General features: G+C 37.6%; 14 protein-coding genes and 3 other annotated features (1 of these 17 running past the window's edge). Of the genes, 6 read left to right on the top strand and 8 right to left on the bottom strand.

What is annotated here, in order from left to right; translation table 11 throughout:
• Nucleotides 1–19: 19 nt before the first annotated feature.
• Complete coding sequence (locus tag MKZ30_RS02690; RefSeq protein ID WP_075578612.1) at nt 20–946, bottom strand: PTS sugar transporter subunit IIAB; 927 nt, start codon at nt 944–946, stop codon at nt 20–22.
• A 227-nt stretch (nt 947–1173) separates the two neighbouring features.
• Here MKZ30_RS02690 and MKZ30_RS02685 point away from each other — a divergent pair, with 227 nt between their 5' ends.
• Complete coding sequence (locus tag MKZ30_RS02685) at nt 1174–1881, top strand: GntR family transcriptional regulator (protein ID WP_002366233.1); 708 nt, start codon at nt 1174–1176, stop codon at nt 1879–1881.
• A gap of 24 nt (nt 1882–1905) precedes the next feature.
• Here MKZ30_RS02685 and MKZ30_RS02680 read toward each other — a convergent pair whose 3' ends face one another.
• The 6 genes from MKZ30_RS02680 to MKZ30_RS02655 all read right to left on the bottom strand — a co-directional run bounded on the left by MKZ30_RS02680 (nt 1906) and on the right by MKZ30_RS02655 (nt 10065).
• Entirely contained in the window at nt 1906–3684 is a 1779-nt protein-coding gene (locus tag MKZ30_RS02680) for a glycoside hydrolase family 35 protein (RefSeq protein ID WP_033600993.1), read from the bottom strand.
• Between the two features lie 12 nt (nt 3685–3696).
• On the bottom strand, nt 3697–4860 hold the full coding sequence (locus MKZ30_RS02675; RefSeq protein WP_033600992.1) for a glycoside hydrolase family 88 protein: 1164 nt from the start codon (nt 4858–4860) through the stop codon (nt 3697–3699).
• A gap of 271 nt (nt 4861–5131) precedes the next feature.
• Complete coding sequence (locus MKZ30_RS02670) at nt 5132–5959, bottom strand: hypothetical protein (RefSeq protein ID WP_002383061.1); 828 nt, start codon at nt 5957–5959, stop codon at nt 5132–5134.
• Between the two features lie 3 nt (nt 5960–5962).
• Complete coding sequence (locus MKZ30_RS02665; RefSeq protein ID WP_050444143.1) at nt 5963–7702, bottom strand: DUF2264 domain-containing protein; 1740 nt, start codon at nt 7700–7702, stop codon at nt 5963–5965.
• A 376-nt stretch (nt 7703–8078) separates the two neighbouring features.
• Nucleotides 8079–8327: a GlsB/YeaQ/YmgE family stress response membrane protein gene (locus MKZ30_RS02660; RefSeq protein WP_002355684.1), complete on the bottom strand. Its 249-nt coding sequence runs from the start codon at nt 8325–8327 to the stop codon at nt 8079–8081.
• 106 nt (nt 8328–8433) lie between these two features.
• Nucleotides 8434–10065, bottom strand: a complete 1632-nt coding sequence (locus MKZ30_RS02655) for a peptide ABC transporter substrate-binding protein (protein WP_002394211.1) — start codon at nt 10063–10065, stop codon at nt 8434–8436.
• A 147-nt stretch (nt 10066–10212) separates the two neighbouring features.
• Nucleotides 10213–10445, top strand: a binding site (T-box leader).
• Between the two features lie 154 nt (nt 10446–10599).
• Nucleotides 10600–10842 (top strand) — a binding site (T-box leader).
• Nucleotides 10843–10895: 53 nt separating this feature from the next.
• Between MKZ30_RS02655 and MKZ30_RS02650 the strand changes: the two genes are divergently transcribed.
• The 5 genes from MKZ30_RS02650 to MKZ30_RS02630 all read left to right on the top strand — a co-directional run bounded on the left by MKZ30_RS02650 (nt 10896) and on the right by MKZ30_RS02630 (nt 13973).
• Nucleotides 10896–11540 carry an amino acid ABC transporter permease gene (locus MKZ30_RS02650; RefSeq protein ID WP_002383057.1) on the top strand — a complete coding sequence of 215 codons (645 nt, stop codon included), beginning with the start codon at nt 10896–10898 and terminating at the stop codon, nt 11538–11540.
• A gap of 12 nt (nt 11541–11552) precedes the next feature.
• Nucleotides 11553–12188 (top strand): amino acid ABC transporter ATP-binding protein, encoded by a 636-nt coding sequence (locus MKZ30_RS02645; RefSeq protein WP_002355681.1) that lies wholly within the window; start codon nt 11553–11555, stop codon nt 12186–12188.
• A gap of 10 nt (nt 12189–12198) precedes the next feature.
• Nucleotides 12199–13032, top strand: coding sequence for an amino acid ABC transporter substrate-binding protein (locus MKZ30_RS02640; protein ID WP_002383056.1), 834 nt, complete (start codon nt 12199–12201; stop codon nt 13030–13032).
• A 176-nt stretch (nt 13033–13208) separates the two neighbouring features.
• Complete coding sequence (locus MKZ30_RS02635) at nt 13209–13652, top strand: DUF2798 domain-containing protein (protein WP_002355676.1); 444 nt, start codon at nt 13209–13211, stop codon at nt 13650–13652.
• A 96-nt stretch (nt 13653–13748) separates the two neighbouring features.
• The gene (locus MKZ30_RS02630) at nt 13749–13973 is read left to right on the top strand and encodes a DUF3955 domain-containing protein (RefSeq protein ID WP_002383054.1); all 225 of its coding nucleotides are present in this window, start codon (nt 13749–13751) and stop codon (nt 13971–13973) included.
• Between the two features lie 55 nt (nt 13974–14028).
• On the opposite strand, the gene leuS is transcribed toward MKZ30_RS02630, so the two are convergent.
• The gene (leuS, locus tag MKZ30_RS02625) at nt 14029–16443 is read right to left on the bottom strand and encodes a leucine--tRNA ligase (RefSeq protein ID WP_033600732.1); all 2415 of its coding nucleotides are present in this window, start codon (nt 16441–16443) and stop codon (nt 14029–14031) included.
• Between the two features lie 120 nt (nt 16444–16563).
• Nucleotides 16564–16785, bottom strand: a binding site (T-box leader) (it continues 11 nt past the right edge of the window).

The following is a 16785-nucleotide window of genomic DNA, read 5'->3' as shown; positions in this document are numbered from 1 at the left end:
CTTTCTTAGTCTGACTGTTTTAGCCGCGTAATTTTTTCATAAAATCAACGACTGGATCGTTTGGAACTAATTGGGCTGTCACAGTGACGCCTTTTGAAGCGATTGTTTCAAAAATTTGTTCTTCTTCTGGTAAAACTTGAATACTTTTTGTTACTTCGCGTGCTCCTTCTTTGTAACTCATATTCCCAACATTTACAGTTTTGATAGGTCCTTGCGCTTCGATAAAGCGGAGCACATCTTTCGGATTTTTAAATAATAAAAATAAACGCTGTTTACCATATTTTCCTGATTGAATATTTTTAGCGGCAGCCTCTACTCCAAGAACAGATAAACGCATCGAAGAAGGCGCTGCCATTCTCAAAGATGATTTTTGTAAAGGATCTGTAGCCGCCTCATCATTGGCTACAATTATTCGCTGTGTACTAAGACTTGTCGACCAAATTCCCGCTACTTGTCCATGAATTAACCGTTCATCAATCCGTGTGTTTACAATATTTTCTTTTCCAACATATTGACTATAGTTACTTAATTCTTTTTCTTTGCTGGCTTCTGAAATCTCTTGTTCTGCTTGATTCATTCCAGCCTTTACATCAACAATATTTTCTTGTGCTAAACAAACTAATTCTTTAATCGAAGCCTGTTGATTAACCACTGCTTCAATCACAACAGAGAGCGTCATCCCTGCAATAATTTCCACTCCGTCAACGTTCAAATAATTCTTTGTTGCCACGTTACATGGCGTTCCTCCTAGTAAATCAGCAATAATCAGTGTCGTACCGTTAAGGGCTTTCATTTTTTCATTTAGCTCTTTCTCAAATTGAAGATTGTCACTATCTGGTCGTAATGAGACTGTATGCACGTGTTCTTGCCGACCAACAATCATTTCTAAGCTAACTTTGACGCCTTCAGCCATGCTACCATGACTAATTAGTACAATGTTTTCCACGAGTTTCCCTCCCTAGATGTAGGTGACCCTACTTAACATGTTATGTTCTCTACGAACTTACTATAACACATACTAAGTTATCCGTAAACCTAATATCTTAATATATTGAATTTATTTTTTTGAATTCTTTAAATAAAAATTGTCTTTCCTCTTTTTCAAAGTGTTTGCTAAAGGCTAGTTAACATGTTATGCTTAATTCATTCGATTACTAGAATGGAGGCAATCGCATGTTACCTAAATATGAACAAATTAAACAAGACCTTTTACGTGAAATAAAAAATCATACCTTTATTCCTGGTGATAAATTTTATTCTGAAGCCGATATTAAACGAAAATATGCTGTTAGTTCTATCACAGCTGTCAAAGCACTGAATGAGCTAACCAGTGCAGGTTACTTGTATCGTATCCAAGGAAAAGGGACCTTTGTTTCGAAATCAAAAGTTTCTCAAAATGTAAAATTTTCTGATATCGAGTTGCATTCTTTAGACTCTGAAAAAGTTAAAGTCCTTTCAATTGAAGAAGAAAATCAAGCCGAAATTTTAAAGGAATTAGGCTTACCAGCTAACGCTTCTTATTATAGAATCAAGCGTGTACGCTATTCTGAAGATACACCCTTTCTCGTACATATCACACATCTTCCCAAAAAGCTTGTTAAAGAGCCGCTCTCAAAGGACCTCACAGCTTATGCAAGTGTGTATGAACGAGTCCGTAAAGATTTTTCAGTAGACCTCTTCTCGTTAGCTTCTGTAGAAACAAATGAAATTGTCTTTCCCGAAGATGCTGAGTTATTGAATTTACTTCAATTAAGTTTTCGTGAACCCGCTGTTAAACAAGTTAAACATTCCTATCTCGCAGATGGTAGTGTTGCTGAATATATTATTAGTTATAAACATTGGAAATATTTCAAAACCAAAATAGAAGTAGAAGCCGAATAAATTTCAGCTTCTACTTCTATTTTTTTAATCTATGATTACTTGATTCGTAAATTTCAAGTACTCAATTTCAATTCCCTCTGTTTCAAAAATTACTACTTCATTTTGTCCTTGCTGTAAAAATTCTTTGGGACAATACAGCGAATGAATGGGTCCTATTTCCCAATAACGACCTAGATGATGACCATTGACCACAACGAATCCTTTGCCGTAGCCTCGACAGTCAATATACGTGTCTGCTAGCTGTTCTAATTCAAATGTTACTTGATAAAACGAAGGCTGCAATGGATTTTTTCCAGCTGTGTAATCAATCTTGGCTAATTGCTCTTGTGAAAAAGTTAAGGGATAGTGTTGATAGCCTTGATGAAAATGAATGTCTTGCATCACTCCACCTCGAATTCCTTTACTTTGTGTCGGATTATTTAATTTAAAGCCATAATTAACGCGACCTAAATTTTCCACTAAGATATCTAACGCAAGTTTGTCTTTTTCAGTTTGCCCTGAAATCAGTAGCTCTTCTCCCACTGTCTCTTGATATTGGGTAGCAGCTAAATCTCCATCTACATAAATGTGTAAACGATCACTGGCCTCAACCACTTTTAGTTTATTTTCATGATGATAATTTTTTAAATCAAACGAATAAAGCAAGTAGCCATAGCCTGAGCCAGCTTCTTCCATACTTAATGGATACGCGGTGGTCTTCGGTGTCATCATTTGATCTTTTACTGCGAATAAAGATACGCTAGCAGTTACTGAAAAGCTTCCTAAATTCCCCAGTTTTTTCGTGCGTGGTTGTGCTTGCCAAACTTCTGGACATACTTCTTTAATTGCTTTTTGAACGGCATAATATTTTTCTGTTGGTTCTCCTGCTTCTGTTAATAAAGCATCATAATCATAGCTAGTGACTTGAGGTAAATCTTTTGCACCTCGCGCCGAACACCCGTTATAAAAGCCGAAATTTGTTCCTCCATGAAACATATAGAGATTTAAAGAACCCACTGTCAGCATATCTTTTACTTCCTTCGCCAAGTCGGTACCTTCTCGCTGAATCACTGGTTCGCCCCAACGATTGAACCACCCATCCCAGTATTCCATGCACATCAACGGCCATTTTTTACCATGACGAGTCATAAATTTTTTCAAAACGGCAGCATTTTCTTTCGAATGACTACCAAAATTTCCTGTCACAAAAACATCCTCTTCAATTAACGTCCCCGCATCCAAAACCTCTTCCCAAGCGCCATCAGATGTAAAAAGAGGAACCTCAATCCCCAGTTCTTCCATTATCTGCTTGGTTTGTCGCAAGTACGCTTTCTCCATGCCATAGGACCCATATTCATTTTCAACCTGCATCATGATCACTGGTCCACCTTGTGTTATCTGCAGAGGGGCTAGTTTAGGCAATAATACTTGAAAATAGTTACGAACTTTAGTCATAAAAATAGGATCTGTCGAACGTAATCGCACGCCTTTTTCTTTCAAAAGCCATGCTGGTAAGCCACCAAACTCCCATTCTGCACAAATATAAGCCGAAGGACGCAGAATAACTAGTAAATTCAGTTTTTCTGCCAAGCGGACAAATGCTTCAATGTTTTTCATTCCTTCAAAATCGTATACGCCTTCTTCTGGTTCATGAATATTCCAAGGAATGTAGGTTTCTACTGTATTAGCTCCTAAAGCTTTCAGATTATAGAGGCTATCTTCCCATTGCCTAGGTGTCATTCGAAAGTAATGAATCGCCCCACTAATAATTTTTATTGGTTGTCCATTTAATAAAAAGTCTTCTTTAATTTCAAACGTTTGCATCATTTTTCCCCTTTACCAGTATCTTTGCCATGATGGTTTTGCTAAACGCATTAAGGCTTCCATGTAAAAATAATCGCCCCATAAATTGGGTTCATCAATCCCTTTTCCTTCTGCATGTGCGTAAACACCATGGAGTAGCAGTCCTTCATTTTCGGAATCATTTTGCGTACGATAATATTTTCCTAATTGATAAATCATTCCTTTGGCAAGCTCTTTCGCTTGAGGAAATGCCTGTAGTTTGTCTGCTTCCAATAAACCACATGCCGCAATTGCCAGTGCCGAGCTATCTTTGTCAGATGGCATTTGGTCATTAAAATCAAAATCCCAATAGGGAATTAAATCTGCTGGCAAATGAGCTAGAAAAACCTCCACTATTTGTGGATAAATTTCTGGAAATGGTTGGGAATGGAGAAATGTTTCGTTTAGGGGAATCCCTAAAATTGCCCAACTTTGGCCTCGTGCCCAAATGGAAGTATCACTATGTCCTTGATGCGTAGCTCCATGTTTTGGTCTGCCTGTTTCTGGATCAAAATAATAGGTATGATAAGTTGTCGCATCGGATTTAATCACCGTTTTCATTAACGTATGATAGTGACGTGAGGCAATTTCCTCATAAATCCTATTTCCAGATAATTTAGTTGCTTCAAATAAAAGCGGTAAATTCATTAATGAGTCGATAATTAATCGATATTCTTTGGGATCACCATAATGGCCCCACGCTTGGATGAAGGAGCCATTTTCTTGGAATCGTGCTGACAATACTTCAGCGGCAGCTAGCACTTCTTGTTTACAGCGCTCATCACCGGTAATTTTATACCCAGCACCCGCCGATAGACTATATAAAAAACCAATGTCATGGTGGTCCAAAACAAAATGCTCCTCTAATCGTTGTTGAAAGCTGTCAATATTTTCCATTGCCAGTAAACGAAATTTTTCTTGGTGAGACCACTCATATGCCAGCCAAAGCATGCCTGTCCAAAAGCCATTGGTCCAATCATCGTTAGCTTTGAGACGATATCGACCATTCGTAGCACAAGCTGAAGGAAACTGTGTTCCGAAACGCTGCATATTTTTAGCAATTTTTGAAACGCATTCATTTAATTGCGTTTGAATCCATTCATCTGTGACATTTTCTCCTAGAGAGATCAGTCTTTGTTTATTTTCTTGACTACACATCTCCACCACTCCTTAACTTGTTAACATATTAACTTATTGTATTATAACGTAAAAGAAAATAAAAAGCGACCTTTCTTAATTATTTCTCTTAAAAACAAGAGCGTGGGACAAAAATCACTTTGGATTTTTGCTCCACGCTCAAAAACTGATAAACGGCGGGAACAGAACCAACTCCTTCGGAAATAAGCCGAAATTCTCCAAAAACCAAAGATCAATTTTCGGAAATTTCTTCTTATTTCTCGGAGCTAAACGGTTCTGTCCCGACCTCTTGTTATTTATTCCGACCGAATACTTCAATTTGGGTCAACGCTGGAAATGGAGAAGAGTCCAGCGCTTTTCGTAAGCATTTTAATGTCAAAGTTTGTGTTGTTTTCATTGGGAACTTTATTTCTTGAAAACAGGCGGTATTCGTTGTGTCAACTACTCGTTCCTCACCATCTGAAAAAGCTAAAGTGACTTCCTCCCAATAGCTATCATGTGGGTAATCCGCCCGAAATAGCAAGCGGATCCAGTCCGTTTCTACAGGCCTGCCAAAGTCAATCGTTATCTGTGCCTCTTTTTGTTGGTTAATTCCCCAAGAAGCAAATGGATACGAGCCATGAGAAAGGTTACCAAACTTAGAATCAATAGCATTTTTCGCAAAGAAAACAGCATCGTTTCTCGTTTCAACGTTTGCATACGCATGAGGATAGGCTCCTGAATATTCTTTTTGGTCATGTGTATTCATAGAAAGATTTTGATAATTGTCTTTTTCAAACGTGTGCGCTTGTCGAACCATTATTTGGTGCCTTGCTGAATGAAAGGCCGTATCAACAAAAGCTTTTCGAGCAGATTCTTCTAATGGAATTTGATATTCCCAAACTTTTTCTTTCAGATAAATCAATGAAGGAGCCAAAGTTTCATCTAATTGAACCATCAAATAAGGGGTAGCCCCTGTATAAGTCACTACAATTTTATCGCCAACTTGATAAAGGTACTGTTTAATTGCTAATACCGCTAACGTGTCTCCCTCCGCCATGAATGGCGCTTCTGGCTTCTCGTGATCGATTCGGCCAGTAATAATCTGATTGTCTTTATTTTTCAATTCGATTTTTATCATTTTTTATTCCTCCCTTGTCACACCACCTACCAAACAAATCAGGCGATGCGTTCCTATTGGTAGCTCTTTTTGCAAATAAGGTAAACTTGTTCTTGGGAAAAACAACGATGTATTGGGTTCAGGTTGAAGAATACCTGCGTGGTCATATCCTTCAATTGCAACTATTTGCGAACACAATTCTCCTGAATCGACTCTAGCCCACTCTTTACCCAGTTCTTTTTCTGAAAATTTTCCAAGTAACGGTAGACTGAATCCTCCTTCGCGCACTTTTAATGGAACCGATGTCACTATTTCATGTACTCTAACATGCCATTCTCCAAAAGGATAAATGGTTGTTTCAATTTCTACTTCTTGAAATGGTAGCCATTTATAATAAACTTGCTCCTCTGTTAAATAAAAATCATGAACTTTCCCTTTAACACGAAAATATTCACCATCACGAGAAACAGCCAATACGTTATCAAAAGCCCCCTCCTCATAACGCGCACCAGCTTTGGGAACGCTAAAACCAAAGCGGCTAGAATAGACAAATTTACTATATTTAGCCGCAGCATGTGCTTGATTTTCAAGCCATAGTCCTGCAGGATAGCCGAGGACATGCGTTTTCATTTTAGGATGGATTAATAACATGTTTCCCTTTTCTATCAAACGCTTTTCTTCTCGTTTTATCGCCAGCGGTTCAGCACGCCAAAACGGATGGTCTTGATCCACAGCGAGCAACAAAAATGTTTTAAAGGCCCAATACGGAGAGCCTGGTGCGTTATAACCTTCTGCCATTACTAAATTTTCGTAATGATAGCCAATGGACAACCGACCATCATAAGTGAAAATAGCCTGTTGCATCCAACAGTGTAAATGTTTTGCTAACAACGTTTTTATTTGTCCCCAAGGTAACGCCTCTACTTCTGCAAATATCAAAGCTGCGAAAAACGCTCCTTGAGCAAATCGATACGTTTGACTACGTCCGTAAGGTAACGCTTCGCCCTCCTCATCAAAATAGTACAGATAGTCTTGCGCGAACATAACGGCTCGTTCTGTAAAACGTTTCGCACGAACAGGATCTCTTTCTCGCATAAATTTGACATAAATCAAACTATAATAATGAAAAGCAAACGAAATATAATAATCTCTTTGCGTAGTTTTACCATCCATATACCAACCATCACCTAAATACATGCGTTCAATCAACGCCAATTCTTCCTCTAGTTCCGCTTGGTTAATCACTTGTCCACATCCCTCGAGTGCCAAACGAATGAGCACTTTGAAAAACGTCCAATTATTTTTAGGAATTTTACAACCAAGTGCCTTATTTAACCAAACCATGATATTTTCTTGCTGTTTCTCAGAAAAACAGGACCAAAAATATGTCTTATGAAGCAATAAAGTTAAAGATAATGCTGCTGCTTCCACAATATATTGATCATAATCAACAATATCGCCCCAATAATCTGGGGATGACGGATCAGTTCCTGCGATTAATTTTTCCACATAAGCATCTCTTAAAACATCATCTTTACAAGCAACCCAATACGGTCCAATTCCCCATAATGGTCGAATGAGAGCTTCCATTTCAGCATGTTGCTGATCATAGACAGCACCACTGGACCCAAAATTCACGCCAGGTTTTTCTGATGTTAAAATAGCCGTTTTTAAAGGTGTCATGATTGTTTCAAAAGCTTCCAAATATGCTTCTCTGGTCAAAAAAAGATTACTTTTTAACGATTCCATGCTTTTCGCCCCCATTAGTTTAATTCAAAGAATAACAAGGGCACATATTTTTTTCAACTATCGTTTAATGAATAAAACGGCGTATTATGAGAGCAGAATTTCCCCTTTCCTAAACTTAACATATTAATTTTTTCTTTATTTTTGTTGAGCCTTGAGCTATTCACTTTATCCAACAAAACTTCCTTTATCAAAAATGAATAATAAATGAAAAATAAGCAGTCTAACGCAGGAAATTCTCATAATAAATATTTTAAAAAAAGAGTCTATGACAAAAATCCAAAGAAATTTTTGTCATAGACTTAAAATATGAGAGAAAAGACATCAAAAGTAATGGTTTGATCAACCTTCACAAGTTTTATGATGCTTTTCAAGATATCATTTTGATACAATTTTACGCCTTGCGGTTTACAATAAAAGAGTAAATAGCGATACAGATAATCGCTCCTAGCAACGCTGAGATAATTGGAAAACCGCCGATGACTGGTCCTAAAGAAGGCAACAAGAGTGATGCTACCCAACTTCCTAAAAAGCCCACGATAATATTTCCAATAATGCCACCTGGCACGTCTTTTCCTAAAATTGCGCCAGCAATTGCGCCAATAATTCCTCCGACAATTAATGCCCATAGAAAGCTAAACATTTGAAAAACCTACCTTTCATAGTTGATTTTTTTAGTTAATTTTCCTACTTTAAGGATAAAACAGAAAGCAGACTTTTTCAAAAGATAGGACTTTTCAGAAGTCAATTTATTCTTCTACATAAGCTAAACGATAGGATACTGTGCGACCAAAAGAAAATACTTGCAAACCTTGTAAGCGATCTGATTTCAAGTAACCAATGGCTCCTTGGAATAAGGGTAAAACACCGGCATCTTTTTCAATTAATGTTTTTTCTAAACTTAGTAATTCATTCCAGCGTTTTTCAGGTTCATTGGCGTAATCTTTTCTAACTTTTTGGAGACCCGCATCATACGCTGAATCGTTATAACCAGAAGTATTTAAGCCACTTTTTGAGTCATAAAATTCTAAAAAGTTAATGGGGTCAGCATAATCAGGCGTCCATGTTCCAAAGGCTAAATCGTAATTACCTGCTGTTTGTAAATCCAAACGATTTTGCAAAGGCAATGATTTTAATTTGATTGTTAAACCTGGTAAATTTTGTTGCAATTGCCCTTGAACAAATTCAATGGTTTTCTTGGCAATCGCTGAGTCCGCTGAGATTAGTTCCAATTCAATTTTATCTTTGCCCAACTCTTCTTTCGCTTTGGTCCAGTTAGCTTGGGCTTCTTTAATATTATATGGCAATAAATCACCATTTTCTTTGCGGAAATCTTCACCTGTATCTGGATTTTTTGCAAAATTAGCTGGTACAAATCCATTTAAAGCTGTCGAGCCATCTCCTAAAATTTCTTTTGCAAAAGTTTCTTTATCAATCGCTTGTAAAAAAGCTTTTCGAACATGTTCGTTGCCGGTAATTTCACGGCGATGATTTGGGCTTAAATAACCCACCATGGCTTTAGGTACAAAATGCGCTTGTTTTGACTCTTTATACTGAAGTGCATAAGTATCTGCTAAAACAGTGTAGTCTAAGTCGCCATTATCAAAAAGATTGGCTCCTGTGCCAATTTCTTTCACTACTTGAACATCAATTTCATTCAATTTTACGTGTTCTTTATCCCAATAATGATTATTCTTCTTCAATTTCCAAGTTTCGGAATTGCCATCCCAGCCTGAAATTACAAACGGTCCATTGCCAACAAAATTATCTGCAGAAGTCCCATAGGCAGTACCTTTTTCTTTGGCAAAGGCTTCATTTTTAGGCATAAAAGGTGTTCCAACTAAGACTTGGGCTAAATAAGGAATTGGATTTTCCAATGTTAGTTCTAGTGTCTGGTCATCGATTGCTTTGACACCAAATTCTTCCATCGTGGCTTGTCCTTCCCGCACCGCACGCCCATTTTTAAAAATATCCATTTGATTACTGCTACTTGAACCATACGCTGGATCGACCACGTTTCTAAACGCAACTACAAAATCCCCTGCTTTAACTGGATCCCCGTTTGTCCATTTTGCCTCTCGTAACTTGAATGTATAGACTAACCCGTCTTCACTAACTTGTGGCTCTGCTTTCGCCATAGCTAGCTCAGGATCTCCGTTTTTATCTTGTCGATACAAGCCTTCAACTACTTGACCAATCATATCGGAACTATAGACATCTGTATAATGAGCGCTGTCTAATGTCGAGAGTTCACCACCAGATGCGACGTTAATTTTCTGTGTAGCTGGTTCATTCGAGGTCGTTTTCGAACCGCCACTTCCACATGCTGCTAAAACCAAGCCCAGTGCAACAAGTCCGATTAACCACTTTTTCTGTTTCATACCAAAACTCCTCCTTCTGTTCAAACAACTTACTTACATTTTACATGATTTTCCATACATTTGTCCTTTTTCAGCACTTACTTTTTGAAAGAAAAATATTTTTTTAAGAATAAGAGTTGACAGATATTTTTTCTGGTGGTACAGTATTGAAAAACAGAGAACAGAAGAGTAACTGTTTCCTTTAGTGAAGAGAGTCTTTGGTTGGTGGAAAAAGACGTAAAGAAACAGCGAACCACATCTGGGAGTTGACTTTTTGAACCCTTAGTAGGAAAGTCCGGGACCACTCGTTAACAGGCGAAGTTATGAACTTCATAAGGTTCGTGTTGCGAAACACGAATAAACTAAGGTGGAACCACGATAATTGATTATTCGTCCTTTGGCTAGTCAGCCAAAGGACTTTTTTGTTTTTTAGATGCGCTTTTCAACCTGAGAGAGTGCCTCAACTGCTCAAGTCTGTTGTCCTCTTTTCCATATCCTTAATGGGATAAGCTAGAAAAGCAACAGGTTTTCTGTTCCGTTCGAACAATTTAATACTTACAATCAAGGCTTAGGACATAGTAATTTAGCTCTTCCTTTACAGAGACTTTTTCATTGGCTGAAAGAAAAAGATGGATTCTTCTTTACTCACACCTAAAAGATGTTTTTCTGAATCCTTTAGTAAGAAAAACCGGTGACTCTATCGTTAACAGAGAGTAGTTGTCAACGCAACTACATAAGGCTTATCTTGTGAAAGATAAGTAAATTGAGGTGGCACCACGAATGCGATTCGTCCTCTTGGCTCACAGCCAAGAGGCTTTTTTGTTTTTTAATAAAAATTGTTGGAGGAAAAAATGATGGATTATATTTTAGAAATTTTACCTGCTTTAGTTAGCGGAGCTGGCATGACACTGAAAGTCTTTTTCTTTACGCTCCTTGGCTCGATTCCACTGGGGATTATCATTGCCTTTATTTTACAAAGTTCGTTTAAACCTTTACGTTACTTAATTAACCTCTACATTTGGTTAATGCGCGGCACTCCGCTATTGTTACAATTAATTTTTGTTTTTTACGGCTTACCATTAATTGGTATTGTCTTTGAACGTTACGATGCGGCCTTATTCGCATTTATTTTAAATTATGCTGCGTACTTTGCTGAAATTTTCCGCGGGGGAATTCAAGCAATTCCCCAAGGTCAATATGAAGCTGCTAAGGTTTTACGTTTAACACGTTTTCAAACAGTCACCCGGATTATTTTGCCACAAGTTGTTAAAATCGTGCTGCCTTCCGTAGGAAATGAAATTATCAATTTGGTCAAGGATACTTCTCTTATTTATGTTCTTGGCTTAGGCGATCTTTTACGTGCTGGTAAAATTGCGATGAGCCGCGATGTTACATTAGTGCCATTAGCTTTAGTGGGAGTGATTTATTTACTCTTTACGGCAATTTTGACTGTTGCTTCTAAAAAAATTGAAAAATTCTATCAATATTATAAATAGGAGGACTCTACCATGTTAACTATTAAAAATTTAACCAAACATTTTGATAACCGGACCATCATTGATCACTTAAATTTAGAAATTCCAGAGGGTAAAATTTTAACGATTGTTGGTCCTTCAGGCGGCGGAAAAACCACTTTACTTCGTTGTTTAGCTGGTTTAGAAACCATTGATTCTGGTGAGCTTTTGTTGGATGGTGTTCCTTTCAATCCTGCTGAAATGGACAATGCCGATCAAGTGGTTGGGGTCGTTTTCCAGGATTTCCAACTTTTCCCTCACTTATCAGTTTTAGAAAACATTACCTTAGCACCTACATTAGTACTAAAAGAAGAAAAAGCAAAAAGTCAGCAAGAAGCTTTAGAATTACTGGAAAAATTGGGCTTGGCTGGTAAAGAAAAACTCTATCCGTACCAACTTTCCGGTGGACAAAAACAACGAGTTGCACTTGCTCGTGCCTTAGCAATGAAGCCAAAAGTTCTTGGGTACGATGAACCAACGAGCGCGCTAGATCCAGCTTTACGCCAACAAGTGGAAGAAGTTATTTTAGATTTACGGAAACAAGGCATGACACAGATTGTCGTGACCCACGATATGGCTTTCGCTGAAAAAATTGCAGACAATCTTTTGACGGTTGCCCCCGTCCAATAGAAAGGAGTTTATGATGAAAAAGAAATATTCTTTAGCCTTGCTGGTTATCTGTTGTAGTTTACTCCTATTTGCAGGTTGTGGTAAAAGAAAAAGCAACGAAGATCAATGGACACGGATTAACGAAGAAAAACGGATTATTATTGGCTTAGATGACTCCTTTGTGCCCATGGGTTTTCAAGATAAATCAGGCAACATTGTCGGCTTTGATGTCGACTTAGCCAAAGCGGTTTTTAAACTTTATGGCATTTCCGTTGACTTCCAACCGATTGATTGGTCTATGAAAGAAACAGAATTACAAAATCAAACCATTGATCTTATTTGGAACGGCTACACTAAAACGAGCGAGCGGGCTGAAAAAGTTCAATTCACACAACCCTACATGACGAACGACCAAGTACTTGTTTCTTTAAAAGAAAAAAACATTGCAACAGCGAGCGACATGCAAGGCAAAATTTTAGGGGTTCAAAATGGCTCTTCTGGCTATGATGGCTTCGAAAGTCAGCCTGACGTTTTGAAAAAATTTGTTAAAGACCAAACGCCTATTTTATATGACGGGTTTAATGAAGCTTTCTTAGATTTAAAATCTGGCCGAATTGATGGGCTCCTAATTGATCGCGTCTACGCCAACTACTATCTTTCCCACGAAGATAATTTAAAAAACTATACTATTTCTCATGTCGGCTATGACAATGAAGATTTTGCTGTGGGCGTCCGCAAATCAGACAATCAATTAGTCAAAAAAATCAATACTGCCTTTGAAACGTTACGAAAAGATGGCACCCTTAGTAAAATTTCTCAAAAATGGTTTGGAGAGGACGTTACAAATAACACAAAAATAAACTAAATAACGAATAAAAAGGTGTACTGCTGACTTAGTACACCTTTTTATTTGAATCAAATTCTTAGCAAATTCTAACTTATGAAGAACTTTTATTTTTGCTACACTAGTAAAAGTCGAGAGAATTTGTCCTTTTTCTGCCTAGAACAATCATTACTCTCAATAAATGAAAGGAGAAAAAAATGCCTACTAATAAAAAAGAAGGAATGCTTTTTACTACGTTAATGTGCTTTCTGATGGTTTTCGGAATGAGCACCTATAATTTATTATTGCATGGAGAATTTTCATTGTACGCCTTATCAAAAGGTTTGCTTCCTGGATTTATCGTTGCTTTTATTTTAGACGTTTTCATCGTTGGTGTCTTAGCTAAGAAAATCGCTTTTTCTTTACCCTTTAATAAAGAAAAACGGCTATTACTTATTCTGACCATTTCGAGTCTCATGATTATCGGCATGGTGACTTGTATGTCTTTATTTGGCTTATTAATGGAAGGCCAGACGTTGTCACTAAGTGCGTATTTCCAAGCTTGGGGCCTGAACTTTATTGTTGCGCTTCCTTATCAATTGCTGATTGTCGGTCCCTTTTCACGTATGATCTTAACCAATTACCAACAACGACAAACTTAGAAAATAGATTTCTTATCTAAGTTTTAACAGTTGCCTAAAAAAAAGTTAACCTTTTTGATTTATCTTAGTGATAGTTCATTAAAGGAGGAACTGAAGTTGAAAAAATATCGTATTAGCTTATTTCTTGGCTTGATTAGTCTTTTATTATTTATGATCTCTATTTTAGTTGGATCAACATTATCTAGCGATGGACTTTTAAAAGAACCCGCCTTTTTCTGTACGCCGCTCGGTTACTTTTTTCTCTTCATCGCCTTGCTTTCAGTTATAACAATCACATGTAAAGAACATATGAATCAAAAAGGTAAAACAAAACAACCTTAAAAAGAGCCGGACGTTTTGATACGTCCGGCTCTTTTTTTAATAAAAACATGTAAACTTAATTTGCAACAATATTTACTAATTTATCTGGAACAGCAATCACTTTGCGCACTGTTTTTCCTTCAATAAATTCTTTAACAGCTTCATGGTTCATTGCAATTTGTTCTAATTCTTCTTTACTTAACCCACGAGCGACATTTTGTTTGCCACGTAATTTTCCGTTCACTTGGAAAACTACTTCCACTTCATCTTCTACTAAGGCCGCTTCATCATAGGTTGGCCAAGGGACATAAGTTAAACTTTCCTCGTTACCTAAAATTTGCCATAGTTCTTCACCAATATGTGGCGCGATTGGTGCAAGTAATTGGACAAATCCTTCCACATATTCATAAGGTAAGGCATCCACTTTATTGGCTTCATTCACAAAAACCATTAATTGAGAAATCGCTGTATTAAAGTGCAAGTTTGCCATATCTTCTGTCACTTTTTTAACCGTTTGATGATAAATTTTCGTTAAACGGCCATCATTAATTGTGGTAATTCGGTCACGCATTTTGCCTTCTTCATCAACAATCAGACGCCAAACGCGATCTAAGAATTTACGACTTCCTTCTAATCCATTTTCATTCCAAGCAATGGAAGCATCTAATGGGCCCATGAACATTTCATAAAGACGTAACGTATCCGCACCATATTTAGCCACCACATCATCGGGATTTACAACATTGCCACGTGATTTAGACATTTTTTCGTTGTTTTCTCCTAAAATCATACCTTGGTTGTATAATTTTTGGAAAGGTTCTTTGGTAGGAACCACGCCAATATCATATAAGAATTTATGCCAAAAACGAGCATAAAGTAAATGCAGCACCGCATGTTCGGCACCACCAATATAGATATCAACTGGTAACCAACGTTTTAATTTTTCAAAATCAGCAATTTCATTTTTATTATGAGGATCAATGAATCGTAAGTAATACCAAGAGCTTCCAGCCCATTGTGGCATAGTATTCGTTTCACGTTTTCCCTTCATGCCAGTTTCAGGGTCGACGACATTGACCCATTCATCAATGTTTGCTAATGGCGATTCCCCAGTTCCACTTGGGCGAATATCCGATGTTACTGGTAAACGTAGAGGTAACTCAGATTCAGGAACCGTTGTGGTTGTTCCATCTTCCCAATGGATCACAGGAATTGGTTCACCCCAGTAGCGTTGACGAGAGAATAACCAGTCACGTAAACGATAGGATACTTCTTTTTTCCCTACGTGATTTTCTTCTAGCCACTCATTCATTTTAGCGATGGCTTCTGCTTTGTTTAATCCATTTAAGAAATCAGAATTGATATGCGGTCCATCCCCTGTATAGGCTTCTGTTGTAATGTCGCCACCTGCGATTACTGGTAGGATATCAATGCCAAATGTTTTCGCAAATTCGTAATCCCGTTCATCATGCGCTGGGACCGCCATGATTGCGCCTGTACCATAGCTTGCTAAAACATAATCGCCAATCCAAATTGGAATTTCTTGGCCATTGACTGGATTTATCGCATACGCACCTGTGAAAACACCTGTTTTTTCTTTTGCTAAATCCGTTCTATTTAAATCAGATTTTTTTGAGGTTTCTTCAATATATGCTTCTACAGCTGCTGTTTGTTCAGGTGTCGTAATTTTTTTCACTAGTTCTAGTTCAGGAGCTAGAACAGTATAGGTTGCACCAAACAAGGTATCAGGACGGGTTGTAAACACCGTGAAACTTTCTTCTGTGCTAGCGACTTTAAAGGTCACATTGGCTCCTTCAGAACGTCCAATCCAATTTCGTTGCATATCTTTAATACTTTCTGGCCAATCAACAAGCTCTAAATCTTCTAATAAGCGATCTGCATAAGCAGTAATTTTCAACATCCATTGACGCATTGGTCGGCGAACCACATCATAACCGCCACGTTCACTTTTTCCATCAATGACTTCTTCATTTGAAATAACAGTTCCTAGTTCAGGTACCCAGTTAACCGCAACTTCTGCTTCATAAGCTAACCCTTTTTCATATAATTTTGTAAATATCCATTGTGTCCATTTGTAATATTCAGGATCAGTGGTATTAATTTCACGATTCCAATCATAGCTGAATCCTAGTGAATTAATTTGGCGACGGAATGTTTCGATATTTTTCTTAGTAAATTCAGCTGGGTCATTTCCTGTATCTAACGCATATTGCTCTGCTGGCAAACCAAACGCATCCCAGCCCATTGGATGCAAAACATTATAACCTTGCGCACGTTTCATACGTGAAAGAATATCGGTTGCTGTATAGCCTTCCGGGTGACCTACGTGTAAGCCTTGTCCAGATGGATAGGGAAACATATCTAGTGCATAAAATTTTTCTTTATTTGGGTCATCCAATGTATTGAAACAATTGTTCTTAGCCCAATATTTTTGCCATTTCTTCTCAATCTCTTTGTGATTGTAGCTCATGTTATTCCTCCTAGTAATATAAAATTTTTCATTCTTAAAATTTTCCACCTGCAGCCATTTTCACTATTCTGACTTAAACTAGCCACTTAGTGATAAAAAAAAGTCCTATAGGAAAAATTCCTATAGGACGTGAACATACAAATGCAACGTGGTACCACCTAAATTCGTCAAAGAAACGGTCAGTCACCGTCACCTTAACCTCAAACGTCTTAACGATCGTCACCGACTTTTCCTACTTGGTTTGTTCAAAAAAGTAACTTAAAGGCGAGTTCAAAAGCTTCTGTACGTATTTCCACCAGCCATACGCTCTCTATCACATGGTTCTTTCTACTATTCCTTCTC

Origin of the sequence: Enterococcus sp. LX10 (assembly GCF_023539285.1) — a bacterium.
Lineage (GTDB): Bacteria > Bacillota > Bacilli > Lactobacillales > Enterococcaceae > Enterococcus > Enterococcus faecalis.
The sequence above is the reverse complement of the archived record's forward strand: the minus strand, read 5'-3'. Positions and strand labels throughout refer to the sequence as shown.